Source organism: Streptomyces zaehneri, from assembly GCF_032248645.1.
Classification (GTDB): Bacteria; Actinomycetota; Actinomycetes; order Streptomycetales; family Streptomycetaceae; genus Streptomyces; species Streptomyces coriariae.
In genome coordinates, this window is record NZ_JASTTJ010000012.1 from 198,252 (window position 1) to 214,598 (window position 16,347).

The window sequence follows — 16,347 nt, forward strand, 5'->3', positions numbered from 1 at the left end:
CTATCCTGCCTTCTCGGCGCCGAACAGGGCGAGGGCGGTGTTCACCAGGCCGATGTGGCTGAACGCCTGGGGGAAGTTGCCGAGATGCCGGCCGGCCGTCGGGTCGTACTCCTCGGCCAGCAGCCCCACGTCGTTGGCCAGGCCCACCAGCCGTTCGAACAGCTCGCGCGCCTCGTCCGTGCGGCCCGTCATGTGCAGCGCGTCCGCGAGCCAGAACGAGCAGGCCAGGAAGGTGCCCTCGTCGCCCGGCAGGCCGTCGACGGTCGCGCCGTCCGTGCTGTAGCGGCGCAGCAGACCGCCGTGCCCCAGCTCCGCACGGACCGCGTCGACGGTCCCGACCACCCGCGGGTCGTCCGGCGGCAGGAAGCCGACGCGCGGGATGAGCAGCAGGGAGGCGTCCAGGTCGCGCGAGCCGTAGTACTGGGTGAACGTGCCCCGCTCCGGGTCGTAGCCCCGCTCGCACACCTCGCGGTGCACCTCGTCGCGCAGCGCCCGCCAGCCCGCCAGGTCACCGCTCAGATCGGGGTGCTCCTCCAGCGCGCGGACGGCCCGGTCGGCGGCGACCCACACCATCACCTTGGAGTGCACGAACTGGCGCCGGCCACCGCGCACCTCCCACAGGCCCTCGTCCGGCTGCCGCCAGTTCTCGCAGAGCCACTTCATCAGCGCGCACTGCAACGACCATATGTGCGGCCGCGGCGGCATGCCCGAGGTCCGGGCCAGCGACAGCGAGTCCATGACCTCGCCGTAGACGTCCAGTTGCAGCTGGCCCACGGCGCCGTTGCCGATGCGCACCGGCCTGGAGTCCCCGTAGCCGGACAGCCAGGGCAGCTCGAACTCGGGCAGCCGCCGCTCGCCCGCCAGCCCGTACATGATCTGGAGGTCCGCCGGGTCGCCCGCGACGGCGCGCAGCAGCCAGTTGCGCCAGGCCTCGGCCTCGTCCTGGTAGCCGGCCGCCAGGAGGGCGCCGAGGGTGAGGGTGGAGTCGCGCAGCCAGCAGTAGCGGTAGTCCCAGTTGCGGACCCCGCCCATCTCCTCGGGCAGGGAGGTGGTGAGCGCGGCGACGATGCCGCCGGTGGGGACGTAGGTGAGGGCCTTGAGGGTGATCAGGGAGCGGACGACGGCGTCCCGGTGAGGCCCGTCGTAGCGGCAGCGGGCGGCCCACGCCTGCCAGTCGTCGACGCTGACCCGCAGCGCCTCCCACGGGTCGACGAGCGGCGGGCGCGACTCGTGCGAGGGGTGCCAGGTCAGCACGAAGGCGACCGACTCGCCCTCGGCGACGGTGAACTCCGCGTACGTGGTGAAGTCCTCGCCCCAGGTGCGCACCTCCGGCTCGCTGCGGAACCAGACCGCGTCCGGACCGCCGATCGCCACCCGGTGGCCGTCGGCCCTGCGCATCCACGGGATGATCCAGCCGTAGTCGAAGCGCAGCCGCAGCTCGCTGCGGACGGTGACCCTGCCGCGCAGCCCCTCGACGATGCGTACGACGTCGGGGGCCTTGTCGCGCTGGGGCATCAGGTCGGTGACCCGGATCGCGCCCTCGTCGGTCTCCCACTCGGTATCGAGGACGAGGGTGTCGGGCCGGTAGGCACGCCGCGTGCAGGGACCCCGCACCCCCTGGGGCGCGATGCGCCAGTGGCCGTTCTCCTCCTCGCCGAGGAGACGCGCGAAGCAGGCTCCGGAGTCGAAGCGGGGCAGACAGAGCCAGTCGACGGAACCGTCCAGGCCGACCAGGGCGGCGGTCTGTTCGTCGCCGATGAGCGCGTAGTCCTCGATGCGGGGGTGCACGCAGTTCCGGGTTCCCGGCGGGCCCCGGGGGCAATCAGGGCTGCGGCCGGGCGAGTGACGGCGAGGCCGTCGGAAGCGCCCGCGCCCGCCGGGTCTGTGTCCGCGGCCCGGGCCCGCGTTCGCGTCCGTCAGACCGTCGCCGGCTCGGCCTGCTCCGCCTCTCGTACGGCGGCCTGGGCCCGGTCGCGGGTCTCGCGGCGGACCAGGATCACCCAGCCGACGGGGACGCCCACGGAGAACAGCCACCACTGGATGGCGTACGCGTAGTTCAGGGCCGCGTCCTCGCTGCCTGGCCGGCCGACCAGCTCCGGGCTGTCGCCCTTCGGCTCGGGCGCGGTCTGCGCGATGTAGCCGCCGAGCACCTTTGCGCCGAGCCGCCGGGCCTCCTGCTCGCTGTTGATCAGCATGACCTGCCGGTCCGGCAGGCCCTTGAGGTCCTTGATGCCGCTCGCGGCGGTCGTCTCGTCGGGCATCAGCCGCCCGGTGACGGTGATCCGGCCGGCGGGCGGCGCGGGGACCTCGGGGAACGAGGTCTGACTCGGGGCGTCCGCGGGGATCCAGCCCCGGTCGACCAGCAGCACCTTGCCGTCCGTCAGGACGAAGGGGGTGAGGACGTGGAAGCCGACCGTCTCGTCGGCGTTGACCCGGCGCCTGACGACGACCTCGCGCTCGGTGTCGAAGGAGCCGGTGGCGGTGACACTTCGGTACCGCTCGTCGCGGGTGACGGCGTGCCCCGGGGTGGTCAGCTTCTCCACGGGCACCGCGTCGGCGGTCAGCGCGTCGGAGACCAGCTGGTTGCGGGCGGTGCGCTCGTCGTAGCGATGCATCTGCCAGAAGCCCAGCCTGATCATCGTGGGGATGAGGAGGAGGGAGACCAGCGTGAGGATCACCCACTGCCGGGACAACAGGAAGCGGTACACCCCACGACCGTACAACTCGGTCGTGGGGCGCATTCGGCCGGGTACCGCAAGGCAGTGTCGTCGGACGTCGGTACCCGGGAGCCGCGGGGCCGGCTCACACCTTGTCGACGATGCCCGCCCTGCCCTCCGCGCGGGCGCAGTGCGCGCCGCAGTACCAGTGACCCTCCACCTCGACGCCCTGGCCGATGATCTGTACTCGGCAGTGCTCGCAGATGGGGGCCATGCGGTGGATCGCACAGGAGAAGCAGTCGAAGACATGGATCGCGCCCTGCGCGTGCACTTCGAAGGTCATTCCGTAGTCATTGCCGCAAACTTCGCATCTCGCCATGCGCCACAGGGTGAGCCGTCACCCGCGCGCGGGCGAGCGGTCGGCGGGCGAGTCGCGTGGCAATCACCCGTACGTACGGGTCACCCCTGCGTGCGGGTCACCCATGAGCACGGTCACCCCTGAGCACGGGTCACTCGTCGGCGGGCTCCACATCCCGCAGGAGTTGCCCGAAGGCGGCCTCGTCGACGACGGGTGTCCCGAACTGGCGTGCCTTCACCACCTTCGAGGTGCCCGAGTCGGGGTCGTTGGTGACCAGCAGGCTGGTCAGCCGGGACAGGCTCGTGGCGACGTGCAGCCCCGCCTCGGCGGCGCGGTCCTCCAGCAGCTCCCGCTCGACCGACGTGTCGCCCGAGAAGGCGACCCGCATGCCCTGCTTGAGCCTTTTGCCGTCTTCGTAACGACCGGGGTTGGGATGGGGGCATGCGGGCCTTTTGCGGGACGGTCGCCAACTGCCGGGCCGGTAGCTGCCGTAGCCGCCGCCCGAACCGCTCGCCTGGCGGCCGATCAGAGGCGCGGGCCGGTCGGACCACTCGGTCAGCGGCCGGCACTCGAGCAGCGGCAGCCTGACCCCGCCCGCCGCCGCGGCCCGCAGACTCGGCCGGAACGCCTCCGCGAGCACACGCGCGTCGTCCAGCGCGTGGTGGGCCCGCTGCTGGACCACGCCGAAGTGGGCCGCGAGGGACTCCAGCTTGTGGTTGGGCAGCGGAAGGCCGAGTTCCTTGGAGAGCGCGATGGTGCACAGCCGCTGCCGCACCGGCGCCTCGCGCTCCGCGCGCGCGTACTCCCGCGCGATCATCTGCCAGTCGAAGACCGCGTTGTGCGCGACGAGCACCCGCCCGTCGAGCCGGGCGGCGAACTCGGCGGCCACCTCCTGGAAGAGGGGCGCACCCTCGAGCACATCGCTCGTCAGACCGTGGATCCACACCGGGCCCGGGTCGCGCTCCGGGTTGACCAGCGTGTACCAGTGGTCCTCCACCTCGCCGCGCGCGTCCAGCCGGTAGACGGCGGCGGAGATGATCCGGTCGTCCCTGGCGAGGCCGGTGGTCTCCACGTCAACGACCGCGTATCCCTGGGGATACGCGGTCGGCCACTCCGTGGGGGAGGACGCTGTCGTCGTGTGGTCTTCGAGCATGGTCATTGAGGATACGGGCCCCCACTGACAGCTTGCGGCACCCGCCCCGAAGAGGGGCCGTGCGAAGCCCTCAGGGCCGTACGGGAGTTCGCGGGGCGCACGCGCGCGTGCCTGCGGCCGCCGGCCGATGCCCGGCCGACTCCGGCCTGCCGGGCGACGGTTCACGCTCCCGTCCACCCGGCCCGTCGCGCCCGGTCCCGGGCCCGCTCCCGCGGCGGCGAGCGTCGGTACGGGGCACGAGCCTCCCGGGGTGCCATCCTCCGTGCTGTGACGGAACCCACCCACGCCGAGGCCCACGCAGGCTCGCTCGGATCCCGGCTGAACTGGCTGCGGGCCGCGGTCCTCGGCGCCAACGACGGCATCGTCTCCACCGCAGGCCTCGTCGTCGGCGTGGCCGGCGCGACGGACGACCGCTCGGCCCTGCTGACGGCGGGCCTCGCCGGTCTGCTCGCCGGGTCGATGTCCATGGCGGCGGGGGAGTACGTCTCCGTGTCGACCCAACGGGACTCCGAGAAGGCCGCCCTCGCGCTGGAGCGGCGGGAACTGCGCGAGCAGCCGGAGGCCGAGCTGGCCGAGCTGACCGGGCTGCTGGAGGAACGCGGGCTGTCCCGGGACGTGGCCCGGGAGGCCGCCGTCCAGCTCACGGAACGGGACGCCCTGAGGGCCCACGCGCGCGTGGAGCTCGGCATCGACCCCGACGACCTCACCAACCCCTGGCACGCGGCCTGGGCCAGCTTTCTCGCCTTCACGGTCGGCGCCCTGCTCCCGCTGCTCGCCATCGTGCTGCCCCCGGCGGACTGGCGCCTTCCGGTGACGGTCGCCTCGGTCCTGGCGGCCCTGGCCGGCACCGGCTGGAGCAGCGCCCGCCTGGGAGCGGCGGCACCGGGCCGCGCGGTCCTGCGCAACGTGGGCGGCGGGGCGCTGGCGATGGGGGTGACATACCTCGTCGGATCGCTGCTGGGGGCAGCTGGGGTGTGAGGGTCAGGACGGAGACCGGAGACCGGAGACCGGAGACCGCAGACCAGAGGCCGGAGACCAGAGGCCGGAGACCGCAGACCAGAGGCATGGAGATATGGAGATACAGAGACATGGAGGCAACGTCCTGTGCCCGGTGGGTGGGTTCCTGAGGGCGGATCAGCCCGCCGCGCCCAGGGCCTTCCGTGTGGCCACGACCGCTGACGGCGTCGGGAGGCTTGCCGGCGAACGCCATGGCGCGAAGTCGCGTCCCTCCTCGGCGTCGTCGGCATGACCCGCCCGCCGATTGGCGGAGATCGCCAACAAGCAAGCGCGTACCGTCGGTAATACTTGTGGGTAACAACGTCTAGCCGCAGCCCATCAGCCGTTCTACGGTGCCCCCATGCCGAACCTGCCCGATGTCGTGCTGTGGTCGATACCCGCCTTTGTGCTGCTCACCGTTGTCGAGGTGATCAGCGTCCGGCTCCATCCTGCCGCCGAGGGCGCTGCGGCCGGGTACGAGACGAAGGACGCCGCGACGAGCGTCGGTATGGGGCTCGGGAGTCTCGTGTTCGACTTCGTCTGGAAGATCCCGATCGTCGCGATCTACACAGCGATCTACGAACTGACCCCGCTCCGAGTCCCGGTCCTGTGGTGGACGCTTTTGCTGATGCTGCTCGCGCAGGACTTCTTCTACTACTGGTCGCACCGCGGCCACCACGTCATCCGCGTGCTGTGGGCCTGTCATGTCGTCCACCACTCCAGCGAGAAGTTCAACCTCACCACCGCCCTGCGCCAGCCCTGGACCACGCTGACCGTCTGGCCGTTCTACGTCCCGCTCATCGCCCTCGGCGTCCACCCGGCCGCACTCGCGTTCTGCTCCTCGGTCAACCTCGTCTACCAGTTCTGGATCCACACCGAGCGGATCGACAGGATGCCCCGGTGGTTCGAGTTCGTGTTCAACACGCCCTCCCACCACCGCGTCCACCACGCCTCGCAGGGCGGCTACCTGGACCGCAACTTCGGCGGCATCCTCATCGTCTGGGACCGGCTCTTCGGGTCGTTCGTGCCCGAGGTCGACCGGCCCGTCTACGGGTTGACCAAGAACATCAACACGTTCAACCCGATCAAGGTGGCCACGCATGAGTACGTCGCGATCTTCAAGGACGTGAAGGCGGCGGCCAGTTGGCGCGAGCGGACGGGACGCGTGTTCCGCGGGCCCGGCTGGCAGCCCGCGTCCGCTCCGGCACCCTCCACCACGGCCTCCACCACCACGGCCTCGGCCGCCACGGCCTCCACCACCACGGCCGAGGAGGCCACGGCCGCGTGACCCGCTCCCGCGTCCTCCTCGGCCTCTTCGCCCTCGCCGCGGCCGTCGACCTGCTCGCCCTCGCGGTCGGCTCCGACGCCGGGCACACGGCGGCCAAGCCCCTTCTGATGCCGCTCCTGGCCGCCTGGGCGGCCTCGCGGGGCGCGTCCCGGCTCCTGGTCGCCGCCCTTCTGTGCGGCTGGGGCGGCGACACCCTGCTGCTGTCCGACGCCGACCCCGCCTTCCTCGCCGGCATGGCGTCGTTCGCCGCAGGGCACGTCTGCTATCTGGCGCTGTTCGCCCGCATCGGCCGACCCCACGCGCGCGGCGCCCTCCTCGCCCCCTGCTACGCCACCGCCCTGATCGCCACCGTCGTCCTGCTGTGGCCCGACCTCCCCGCGGACCTGCGTCTCCCCGTCGCCGTATACAGCACCCTGCTCACGGCCATGGCGTACTTCGCCACCACCCGGCTCGGCCCGGTCGCCGGTGCCGGTGGCGCGCTGTTCCTGCTCTCCGACACCCTCATCGCCACCGGTGTCGCCGACTGGCCGCAGCCTCCGCGTCCGGACCTGTGGATCATGCTCACCTACATCGCCGCACAGGTGCTGCTGGCTCTGGGCGCAACAGGCCCCCGTCATACGACAGTTGACCCGCGGCCGCCCTTGATCGTGAACTCTTGATCCTCGGCCCGTGCGCTTCAACCATGGATCGCCGGCCCTGACCCGCGACCCATGCGCCTCAACCATTGATCATCAGGCCGTGCTCCTCAACCCTTGACCGGCAGCGGCAACGCGGTCAACAGCCCCGACACCGCGACCACCACCCCCAGCGCGACGATCTCCACGCGCGCGGGGGAACAGGCGGCCAGCGGGTCGGGGGCCTGGCGCAGCCGGGTCCGCGCCCACAGGGCGAGCAGGGCGACCGCGCCCACGACGAGCACCTTGGCGACCAGCACGCGCCCGTACGCCGTCGTCGTCAACTGGTCGAGCACCGCCTCCGACGGCATCCGGCGCAGTGAACTGCACAGCCCGGTCGTGGTGACCCCGGCGAACAGAACGGCCGCCACGCGCGCGTAGAGCCCCAGCAGCGCGGCGCCCGCCTTGGTGTCACCCCACCCCCGCAGCATGCGGAGCACGTTCAGCAGACCGCCCGCCCACAGTGCCGAGCACGTCAGATGCGCCACGGTCAGCCCGGAGCCGATCAGCGGAGTGGACTCGGTCGGCGGGTGCGCGCGCAGCGCCTCCGCCAGGATCACCGCCGCGAGCGGCCACGCCTGACGGTTCGGCCGGCGCGTGAGCGCGCACAGCCCCGCCACGGCGAACGCGACCGCCTCCAGCAGCGCGAGAACGCCGCCCCGTGAGCCGTGGCCGTGCGGTGCCAGCTCACCTGCGGCCGCCGCGGCCGAGAACCCCACGACCGCGGCGTACGGCGCCCAGCCGACCGGCCGGCCGGGCGGGGCGCCGGGCACCCACCGGGTGAGACCGGCCGCGAACAGCTCGCCCACCTGCACGCACAGCGCCGCGAACACGAGCACCCGCAGCAGCGCGACCACGCCGGAGTACGCGGGGGCGGTCTCTCCGGTGCCGTGAGTGGCGACGGAGGGCCCGAGCAGCGGGATCAGGGCCGCGAGCCCCACCAGGACGAGCAGCGCCACCGCCCGGCCCGGGCCGGTACGGCGTACGGATTCGGTCGCTTCGGTCGGTCGTATGAGGGCCATGCCAGGATCTTCACCATCACCGGCAAAACAGGGCAACTCATTCTGAACCGGTCAGGTGGGTCCGGTGTCGGCACGGGAGTCGATGGTCCGGGGGCTCAGAGCCAGCGCGCCGGATCGGCTCCCCAAGGCCCCGGCGGGCGTGCCCAGTCGCCCGGCCCACCGTCGAACGACACCGGTGGAAGGGCGTGGCGCAGCCGCCCGAGAGGGCTGTCGGTCTCCGCGAGCCGGCGGCCGGGATCGACACTTTCACCCCCGCTCACCTGCCGTTCCCGCGCCTTGGTCATCCCTTTGCCGTCCCCTTCGTCCATCCGGACGCCCTCGCTTCGGATGTCCACGGGCCCGCCGCCCCCGCCGTGGAGGGCCTCGCTCCCGCTCGCCCAGGCTCCCTCGGTGAGCCACCCCGCGGTCCGGGCCAGCGCCGGCCTCACGAACCGGCTGCCGCCGTCGTACGACTGCTCGGTCAGGGCCCGCAGCACGGCCGCCGCCAGCAGATAGCCGGTGCCGTGGTCGAGGGCCTGTGCGGGCAGTGCGCCCGGCCGCCCGGCGGAGCCCTCGACGGTCGCGATGCCGGTGGCCACCTGGACCAGGCTGTCGAAGCCGCGCCGCCCGCCCCACGGCCCGTACGCGCCCCACGCCGACACCTGCGCCACGACCAGCCCGGGCCGACGCTCGGCCAGCGCCTGCGGGGAGAGTCCGAAGCGGTCCAGGGCGCCCGGCCGGTAGCCGGTGACCACGACATCCGCCGTCGCGAGCAGTTCCTCGAAGGTGCGCCGGTCCGTCGTCAGGTCCAGCAGCGTCGAGCGCTTGCCGAAACCCGTGTCGGCGTGCTGGTCGGGCAGCTCGGGCAGACGGGGAGCGTCGACCCGCAGGACGTCCGCGCCCAGCAGGGCGAGCGTGCGGGTGGCGACCGGCCCGGCCAGGACCCGGGTCAGGTCCAGGACGCGCAGTCCGGCGGCGGGCAGCAGCGGGCCGCTCTCCAGCGGCGCGAACGTACGCACGCGTGCCTCGTCCGACCGGCCTCGCTCCACCAGGGGGCGAGCCGCGATCATGGCCGCCTGCTCGTGCTCCGCCCACTCCTCGGGTGTGCGGGACGCGACGGCCAGGCCCCCGGCCGCGTACACCGCGTCCTCCACCTCCAGGGCGGAGCGTTCCGCGAGCGACGCCTCGACGGCGGCCGCGTCCGCGCCCTGCGGCAGCGCCAGCGCCCTGAGCAACCGCGCGCGGTGGTGCGGATAGTTGGCGTGGGTGCGCACCCATCCGTCGGCGGTCCGCCAGAACCGTGACAGCGGGGCGAAGGCGACCGGCGCCCGCCCGTCGACCAGCAGCTGCCGCTCGCTGGCGAACGCGGTGGCCACCGCAGCGTCGTCCACCCGCACCCCGGGCACCTCGGGGAGGCCGGCCCGCCGCGCCCCCAGTTCGGCGGCGGCCAGCGCGCACACGCCCACACAGGCGCGCGCCAGCTCCCGTACGGGAAGACGTGCCTGTAGGGCGCCCTCCCGGACGACGGTCGAAACGCGCGCGAGGAGGGCGGGATCGCCGCCCAGCTCCGACCAGGCAAACCTGATTCCAGTCATGACTGCACTATGCATTATTGATTCAATCAACATAAGCGTCGAGAGTGCACGCGGGAGACGCCACGACATGCATCACTGCCGACCCGCCGACCCGCCGACCCGCCGACCCGCCGACCCGCCGACCCGCATGTCCGCACGCCGCGTACACGCACGAAGGGCCGGGCGGATGTCCGCCCGGCCCTCCCACCGCCTCTCGGGCGACTACTTCACGGCACGCAGCGCGTTCACGACGCCGAAGCCGAAGAAGCCGTTGAGGCGCTTGCCGCCCACGCAGGTCGCGTCCACGACACCGTCACCGTTGCCGTCGTACGGCTCGGTCGGGCACGCCGTGCTGTCGGCCTGGAGCTTGAGCAGGGCCTGCAGCTGGGCCGGGCTCGCGTGCGGATGGGTCGACTTCAGCAGCGCGGCCACACCGGCGACGTGCGGGGACGCCATCGAGGTGCCCTGGAGGAAGCCGTAGGTGTTGTTCGGCAGCGTCGACAGGATGCGGCCGTTGGCGGACGGGGTGTCCGGGATCTGGTACTTGTCGCCGCCCGGAGCCGCGACGTCGATCGCACCCAGGCCGTACGTGGAGTAGTACGACTTGGTGCCCTTGACGCCCGTCGCGCTCACGGTGACGACACCGGGCAGCTGGGTCGGGACGTCGAAGCACTCGTGCGGGTCGACGGTCCGCTCGACCGGCGTGGAGTCGTCCGGGCTCGAGGCGTCGACCAGGGAGTCGGAGTCCAGGTCGTGGTTGGAGTTGCCCGCCGAGGCGACGTTGATCGTGCCCTTCTTCTGGGCGTACAGCTGGGCCCTGTTGACCGCGTCGACGATCGCCTTCTGGTCGGGGTCGTCCATGCAGTTGTACAGCCACGGGTCGACGTAGTAGCTGTTGTTCGTGACCTCGACGCCGTGGTCGGCGGCGAACACGAAGGCGCAGACGACGTTCTCCGGGTAGAAGAGGCCGTCCTTGGGGTCGCTCACCTTGATGCCGGCGACCTTCACGCCGGGCGCGACGCCCGCCACGCCGATGCCGTTGCGGGCCGCGGCGATCTCACCCGCGACATGGGTGCCGTGGTAGTCGTCCGCGGTGTAGGGGCGCCAGGCGCCCTCGCTGGTGTCCGCGACGCCGCCGACGCAGTTCGCCGACTGGGACGCGGAGAAGTTCGGCGCGAGGTCCGGGTGGGTGTCGTCGACGCCGGTGTCGATCACGGCGACGGTCACCTTCTTGCTGCCCGGGTTGATCCCGGCTGCCTTGTCGGCGCCGATCGCGCGCAGGTCCCACTGGTCGGCCTCGAGCGGCTCGCTCTGGCCCGCCGCGTCGGACGCCTTCTCGATCTTCGCGGCCTCCGCCTTGGAGAGGACCTGCGCGGCCCCCTCGTCGGTGGTCCCCGCGGCGCTCAGCGGCGCGGTACGCGTCGCGCCGGCCGACTGCACGCCGCGCACCGCGCGTATCTGCGGCCCGAAGTCAGGGTTCGCCGAATGGACGACGAGGACGCCGATCTTGTCGTACGCCGCGACGACGGTGCCGCCGGCCGCGGCGATCGCCTTCTTCACCGACCCGATCGTGCGGTGGTCCACCTTCGTGTTGACGACGTACGCCAGGGTTCCGGCATCGGCCGTCTGGGTGGCGGAAGTCGTGACGGGCGCCGCGGAGGCCGCCGTCGGCAGGAAGCCGAGGGAAGCGGTCAGCGACAGCACGACGGGCACCGCGAGCGCGAGGCGGCGTCTGGAAGGCAGATGAGCCATGGGGTCTCCACATCATCCGGAAACGGGACCTGACCCAAGCGCAGGTGCTGCTTGGGCAGGTACATGACGGGTGGTGCTTGCCCGAAGCTATCTCCCTGACTCGCCGGCCAGCAATGACTTCCAGGCGGCGAGTTTGCCGACCCATGACCTGACGCGGCCCACGCTCGTTGGTCATGACCTGCCGAAGGCGACTTCGACAAACCCGCCCGACGCGTTGAACCCGTCCATGTGCGGCGCCGTGACCTTGGGCAGGGAGCGCGAGGACACTCGCCTCCCTTCGCCGTCCGACCCGCATCCGCAACGAGGAGACTTCGTGGCCACCGAGACACCGCCCCCCTCGAAATCCCCAGCCCAACTCCCGTCCCCCGAGGAGTTCGTCGCGGTGCAGGAGAGCGCGGAGTTCGGTGAACTGCGCAGCTCCTACCGCAGCTTCGCCTTCCCGCTCACGGTCGCCTTCATCGCCTGGTACCTGCTGTACGTCCTGCTTTCCAACTACGCGGGCGACTTCATGGGCACCAAGCTCTTCGGCAACTTCAACGTGGCCATGGCCCTCGGCCTCGCCCAGTTCCTCACCACCTTCCTCATCGCCTGGTGGTACGCGCGGACCGCCGCCGCGCGGTTCGACCCCAAGGCCGAGGCCATCAAGTCCCGGATGGAGGGCGGAGCATGAGCCCCGCACAGCACACCCTGCTCGCCGCAGGCGAGGCCAGCGAGCACCGCACGCTGATCATCATCCTGTTCTCGGTGTTCGTCGCCGCGACCCTCGTCATCACCGTCTGGGCCGGCCGCCAGACCAAGGACGCCGCCGACTTCTACGCCGGCGGCCGCCAGTTCACCGGTTTCCAGAACGGCCTCGCCGTCTCCGGCGACTACATGTCCGCCGCGTCCTTCCTCGGCATCGCGGGCGCCATCGCCCTCTTCGGCTACGATGGCTTCCTGTACTCCATCGGCTTCCTGGTCGCATGGCTGGTCGCCCTGCTCCTGGTCGCCGAACCACTGCGCAACTCCGGCCGCTACACGATGGGCGACGTCCTCGCGTACCGCATGCGCCAGCGCCCGGTCCGCACGGCGGCCGGCACCTCCACCATCGTGGTGTCGATCTTCTATCTGCTGGCCCAGATGGCGGGCGCCGGCGTCCTGGTCTCCCTGCTGCTGGGCATCACCAGCGACAGCGGCAAGATCGGCATCGTCGCCCTGGTCGGCGTACTGATGATCGTCTACGTGACGATCGGCGGCATGAAGGGCACCACCTGGGTCCAGATGGTCAAGGCGGTCCTGCTCATCGCCGGCGCCCTCCTGCTCACCTTCCTGGTCCTGCTGAAGTTCGACTTCAACCTCTCCGACCTGCTGGGCTCGGCCGCCGACAACAGCGGCAAGGGCGCGGCCTTCCTGGAGCCCGGCCTGAAGTACGGCGCGACCGGCACCACCAAACTGGACTTCATCTCGCTCGGCATCGCCCTGGTCCTGGGCACCGCGGGCCTGCCGCACATCCTGATCCGCTTCTACACCGTGCCCACCGCCAAGGCCGCCCGAAAGTCGGTCCTGTGGGCCATCGGCCTGATCGGCGCCTTCTACCTGATGACCCTCGCCCTCGGCTTCGGCGCCGCCGCGCTGATCAAACCGGACGAGATCACCGCCTCCAACAAGGCGGGCAACACCGCGGCGCCCCTGCTCGCCCTCCATCTCGGCGGTGTGGACTCCAACTGGGGCGCGATCCTGCTGGCCACCATCTCGGCGGTCGCCTTCGCCACCATCCTCGCGGTCGTCGCGGGCCTCACCCTGGCGTCGTCCTCGTCGTTCGCCCACGACATCTACGCCAACGTCATCAAGAAGGGCACCGCCACCGAGAAGCAGGAGATCAACGCGGCCCGCTACGCCACCGTCGGCATCGGGGCCGTCTCCATCCTCCTGGGAGCCCTCGCCCGCGACCTGAACGTCGCCGGCCTGGTCGCCCTCGCCTTCGCGGTCGCCGCCTCCGCCAACCTCCCGACGATCCTCTACAGCCTCTTCTGGAAGCGGTTCACCACCTCCGGAGCCCTGTGGTCGATCTACGGCGGCCTGGTCACCGCGGTCGGTCTGGTGCTGTTCTCGCCGGTCGTCTCGGGCAAGCCCACCTCGATGTTCCCGGACGTCGACTTCCACTGGTTCCCGCTGGAGAACCCCGGCATCATCTCGATCCCGGTCGGCTTCCTGCTGGGCGTCGTAGGCACCCTGCTGTCGAAGGAGGAGCCCGACAAGGCCAAGTACGCCGAACTGGAGGTCCGCTCCCTGACCGGCACCGGAGCCCACTGAGCAACCGCTGACCGTCCCTCCCTCGCGGCCGCGTCGTAGATCCCTACGACGCGGCCGCATTCCGCTCCGTAGGATCCAGTGGGATCGGGCACTGTCGTTGTCAGCCCTGTCACGTAGGCTCGCAGGGGACGGAAAAGAAGACCGATCGCTACGAGGGAGGGGGCCCACGTGCTCATCGACACCTACGGCCGAGTGGCCACCGACCTGAGGGTCTCGCTGACGGACCGGTGCAACCTGCGCTGCACGTACTGCATGCCCGAGGAGGGCCTGCAGTGGCTGGCCAAGCCCGATCTGCTCGACGACGACGAGATCGTCCGCCTCATCGGCATAGCGGTCTCCACACTCGGCATCGAGGAGGTCCGCTTCACCGGAGGCGAGCCCCTGCTGCGCCCGGGCCTGGTCGGCATCGTCGAGCGGGTCGCGGCCCTGACACCCCGCCCCCAGATGTCCCTCACGACGAACGGCATCGGCCTGCGCCGCACCGCCACCGCCCTCAAGGCGGCAGGCCTGGACCGGGTCAACGTCTCCCTCGACACCCTGCGGCCCGACGTCTTCAAGACCCTCACCCGCAGGGACCGTCACAAGGACGTCCTCGAAGGCCTCGAAGCCGCCCGTGAGGCAGGCCTGACCCCGGTGAAGGTCAACTCGGTCCTGATGCCCGACGTGAACGAGGACGAGGCCCCCGACCTCCTCGCCTGGGCCGTCGAGCACTACTACGAGCTGCGTTTCATCGAGCAGATGCCGCTGGACGCCCAGCACGGCTGGAAGCGCGACGGCATGGTCACGGCCGGCGACATCCTGGCCTCCCTGCGCACCCGCTTCGACCTCACCGCCGAGGGCGAGGGGGAGCGCGGCTCCGCCCCGGCCGAGCGGTGGCTGGTGGACGGCGGCCCGCACCGCGTGGGCGTCATCGCCTCCGTCACCCGCCCGTTCTGCGCAGCCTGCGACCGCACCCGCCTCACGGCCGACGGCCAGGTCCGCACCTGTCTCTTCGCCCGCGAGGAGACGGACCTGCGAGCGGCCCTGCGCTCCGGCGCGCCCGACGAGGAGATAGCCCGTATCTGGCGACTGGCGATGTGGGGCAAGAAGGCGGGCTCGGGCCTGGACGACCCGACGTTCCTCCAGCCGGACAGGCCGATGTCGGCGATCGGCGGCTAGGAAGCTTCCGGGGACTCCCACTCGGCCAGCAGGACGACGTCCTTGAGGAAGCCCCGGACGCCGAGGAACTGCGACAGATGCTCCCGGTGCTCCTCGCACGCGAGCCACGTCTTGCGCCGCTCCGGCGTGTGCAGCTTCGGGTTGTTCCACGCCAGTACCCACACCGCGTCGACACGGCAGCCCTTGGCAGAACAGATCGGGGTCTCGTCACTCACGGATTCGTCTCACCACACGCACACAAAGGCGACGCCGAGCAGCCACGGGGGGAGCTGCCCGGCGTCGGTCCGTCGCTCCGACGGGGGATGCGGAGCGCGTACGAAGTATGTCACGGCTCACGGTCCGCACGGCACTGGAACAACATGATTGATCTGAGCTCTTCCTGAGCTTGGAGCACAGTGCGCTCATGGCCTGTTCACGGCTGACGCTCAGCCGGATCGGGCTTCGCTTCCTTCCGGAGAGGTTCCGCGAAGCCCTCCTCTTCCGGCGCCGAATCCACGGATTCACCCTCGGCCCGCGCCGGAGCGATCATGGTGCGCACGGGCACGGTCAGGAAAGTGGAGGGGAGCGAAGGCACGTTCTCCCGCCCCGCGTTGGCGATCACCACCGAGATATAGGGGAGCACCACCCCCAGGACCAACGCCACGATCGCCACATGGCGTTCCACGTTCCACAAGGTCGCCGCGAGGATCACCGAGAGCGTACGGATCGACATCGAGATGATGTACCGCCGTTGCCGGCCCCGTACGTCGTCCTGGAGTCCCTGGCGCGCACCGGTGATCCGGAACACCTGGACGTTGCCGCCGCCACCCTGCTTCCGCATCACATTCCACCGTCCGCCAGCATCGGCCTTGCCCCGGCTCCTCTCCGGCCCGCACCCGATCGGGGAGCCGGGCCCGGACACCGTCCACGTTACGCCGCGACTGCGCCGCCTTCGAGACCGGGTCACTCGCCGCCCGGGCGAACGTTCTGCGCCGTGCCGCGTATGGCCGCACCCGACATGCGCCGTACGGCGAGCGGACCGAGACTTGGGTGCAATGCTCACGTAGAGCCGTACGAGGAGGCAGCCATGGGCTGGTTGTGGGCGATCATCGTGGGATTCGTGCTGGGCCTGATCGCGAAGGCGATCATCCCGGGCAAGCAGCACAGCCCGCTCTGGCTGACCACCATCTTCGGCATGCTGGGCGCGATCGTGGGCAACTCGATCGCCCGCGCGGCAGGGGTCGAGGAGACGTCCGGCATCGACTGGAGCCGCCACCTGTTCCAGCTGATCGCCGCGATCATCATCGTCGCCCTGGGCGACATGCTCTACATGGCGACGCTGGGCAAGAGGAAGACCCGCGCCTGAGCAGGGCGCCCGGGAGGGGCGCGGGGGAACTGCGCGACAAGCCACGACGAAAGCCGCGGCCGGCAGAAACCCGCACCCCTACGGCGCACCCCCTACGCG

General features: G+C 71.3%; 16 protein-coding genes. 7 read left to right on the forward strand and 9 right to left on the reverse strand.

The window, feature by feature from the left end; all coding sequences use genetic code 11:
* From QQM72_RS21505 to QQM72_RS21520, 4 genes are all read right to left on the reverse strand, one after another.
* Positions 1–1,788 carry a glycoside hydrolase family 15 protein gene (locus tag QQM72_RS21505; protein ID WP_314222488.1) on the reverse strand — a complete coding sequence of 596 codons (1,788 nt, stop codon included), beginning with the start codon at positions 1,786–1,788 and terminating at the stop codon, positions 1–3.
* 128 nt (positions 1,789–1,916) lie between these two features.
* Positions 1,917–2,708, reverse strand: coding sequence for an SURF1 family cytochrome oxidase biogenesis protein (locus QQM72_RS21510; protein ID WP_314222489.1), 792 nt, complete (start codon positions 2,706–2,708; stop codon positions 1,917–1,919).
* 94 nt (positions 2,709–2,802) lie between these two features.
* Positions 2,803–3,036: a hypothetical protein gene (locus QQM72_RS21515; RefSeq protein WP_078615750.1), complete on the reverse strand. Its 234-nt coding sequence runs from the start codon at positions 3,034–3,036 to the stop codon at positions 2,803–2,805.
* Between the two features lie 130 nt (positions 3,037–3,166).
* Positions 3,167–4,168: a DEDDh family exonuclease gene (locus tag QQM72_RS21520; protein ID WP_314222490.1), complete on the reverse strand. Its 1,002-nt coding sequence runs from the start codon at positions 4,166–4,168 to the stop codon at positions 3,167–3,169.
* Positions 4,169–4,435: 267 nt separating this feature from the next.
* Between QQM72_RS21520 and QQM72_RS21525 the strand changes: the two genes are divergently transcribed.
* The 3 genes from QQM72_RS21525 to QQM72_RS21535 all read left to right on the forward strand — a co-directional run bounded on the left by QQM72_RS21525 (position 4,436) and on the right by QQM72_RS21535 (position 7,111).
* On the forward strand, positions 4,436–5,146 hold the full coding sequence (locus QQM72_RS21525) for a VIT1/CCC1 transporter family protein (RefSeq protein ID WP_314222491.1): 711 nt from the start codon (positions 4,436–4,438) through the stop codon (positions 5,144–5,146).
* Positions 5,147–5,525: 379 nt separating this feature from the next.
* Complete coding sequence (locus QQM72_RS21530) at positions 5,526–6,452, forward strand: sterol desaturase family protein (protein WP_314222492.1); 927 nt, start codon at positions 5,526–5,528, stop codon at positions 6,450–6,452.
* Positions 6,449–7,111, forward strand: coding sequence for a lysoplasmalogenase (locus tag QQM72_RS21535; protein ID WP_314222493.1), 663 nt, complete (start codon positions 6,449–6,451; stop codon positions 7,109–7,111). The genes QQM72_RS21530 and QQM72_RS21535 overlap by 4 nt, the downstream gene beginning before the upstream one ends.
* A gap of 86 nt (positions 7,112–7,197) precedes the next feature.
* Here QQM72_RS21535 and QQM72_RS21540 read toward each other — a convergent pair whose 3' ends face one another.
* The 3 genes from QQM72_RS21540 to QQM72_RS21550 all read right to left on the reverse strand — a co-directional run bounded on the left by QQM72_RS21540 (position 7,198) and on the right by QQM72_RS21550 (position 11,453).
* Complete coding sequence (locus QQM72_RS21540; RefSeq protein WP_314222494.1) at positions 7,198–8,148, reverse strand: CopD family protein; 951 nt, start codon at positions 8,146–8,148, stop codon at positions 7,198–7,200.
* 95 nt (positions 8,149–8,243) lie between these two features.
* Positions 8,244–9,722: a CoA transferase gene (locus QQM72_RS21545; RefSeq protein WP_314222495.1), complete on the reverse strand. Its 1,479-nt coding sequence runs from the start codon at positions 9,720–9,722 to the stop codon at positions 8,244–8,246.
* Positions 9,723–9,923: 201 nt separating this feature from the next.
* Positions 9,924–11,453, reverse strand: a complete 1,530-nt coding sequence (locus tag QQM72_RS21550; protein ID WP_314222496.1) for a S8 family serine peptidase — start codon at positions 11,451–11,453, stop codon at positions 9,924–9,926.
* 313 nt (positions 11,454–11,766) lie between these two features.
* On the opposite strand from QQM72_RS21550, the gene QQM72_RS21555 reads away from it, so the two are divergent.
* The 3 genes from QQM72_RS21555 (at position 11,767) to moaA (ending at position 14,903) form a co-directional block, all read left to right on the forward strand.
* On the forward strand, positions 11,767–12,123 hold the full coding sequence (locus QQM72_RS21555) for a DUF485 domain-containing protein (protein ID WP_314222497.1): 357 nt from the start codon (positions 11,767–11,769) through the stop codon (positions 12,121–12,123).
* The gene (locus QQM72_RS21560; protein WP_314222498.1) at positions 12,120–13,745 is read left to right on the forward strand and encodes a solute symporter family protein; all 1,626 of its coding nucleotides are present in this window, start codon (positions 12,120–12,122) and stop codon (positions 13,743–13,745) included. Before QQM72_RS21555 ends, QQM72_RS21560 begins: the two co-directional genes overlap by 4 nt.
* A gap of 168 nt (positions 13,746–13,913) precedes the next feature.
* Positions 13,914–14,903 carry a GTP 3',8-cyclase MoaA gene (moaA, locus tag QQM72_RS21565; protein WP_314222499.1) on the forward strand — a complete coding sequence of 330 codons (990 nt, stop codon included), beginning with the start codon at positions 13,914–13,916 and terminating at the stop codon, positions 14,901–14,903.
* On the opposite strand, the gene QQM72_RS21570 is transcribed toward moaA, so the two are convergent.
* Entirely contained in the window at positions 14,900–15,118 is a 219-nt protein-coding gene (locus QQM72_RS21570) for a hypothetical protein (RefSeq protein WP_314222500.1), read from the reverse strand. The genes moaA and QQM72_RS21570 overlap by 4 nt on opposite strands.
* Positions 15,119–15,315: 197 nt before the next feature.
* The gene (locus QQM72_RS21575; RefSeq protein ID WP_314222501.1) at positions 15,316–15,723 is read right to left on the reverse strand and encodes a DUF3099 domain-containing protein; all 408 of its coding nucleotides are present in this window, start codon (positions 15,721–15,723) and stop codon (positions 15,316–15,318) included.
* A 246-nt stretch (positions 15,724–15,969) separates the two neighbouring features.
* Between QQM72_RS21575 and QQM72_RS21580 the strand changes: the two genes are divergently transcribed.
* A complete protein-coding gene (locus QQM72_RS21580) occupies positions 15,970–16,248 on the forward strand; it encodes a GlsB/YeaQ/YmgE family stress response membrane protein (RefSeq protein WP_314222502.1) in 279 nt (92 codons plus the stop codon).
* Positions 16,249–16,347 lie beyond the last annotated feature (99 nt).

Coding starts and splice junctions, on each gene's coding strand:
- QQM72_RS21515 (WP_078615750.1), bottom strand. CDS start 3,036: ATGGCGAGATGCGAAGTTTGCGGCAATGACTACGGAATGACCTTCGAA.
- QQM72_RS21520 (WP_314222490.1), bottom strand. CDS start 4,168: ATGCTCGAAGACCACACGACGACAGCGTCCTCCCCCACGGAGTGGCCG.
- QQM72_RS21530 (WP_314222492.1), top strand. CDS start 5,526: ATGCCGAACCTGCCCGATGTCGTGCTGTGGTCGATACCCGCCTTTGTG.
- QQM72_RS21540 (WP_314222494.1), bottom strand. CDS start 8,148: ATGGCCCTCATACGACCGACCGAAGCGACCGAATCCGTACGCCGTACC.
- QQM72_RS21545 (WP_314222495.1), bottom strand. CDS start 9,722: ATGACTGGAATCAGGTTTGCCTGGTCGGAGCTGGGCGGCGATCCCGCC.
- QQM72_RS21550 (WP_314222496.1), bottom strand. CDS start 11,453: ATGGCTCATCTGCCTTCCAGACGCCGCCTCGCGCTCGCGGTGCCCGTC.
- QQM72_RS21560 (WP_314222498.1), top strand. CDS start 12,120: ATGAGCCCCGCACAGCACACCCTGCTCGCCGCAGGCGAGGCCAGCGAG.
- QQM72_RS21575 (WP_314222501.1), bottom strand. CDS start 15,723: ATGCGGAAGCAGGGTGGCGGCGGCAACGTCCAGGTGTTCCGGATCACC.
- QQM72_RS21580 (WP_314222502.1), top strand. CDS start 15,970: ATGGGCTGGTTGTGGGCGATCATCGTGGGATTCGTGCTGGGCCTGATC.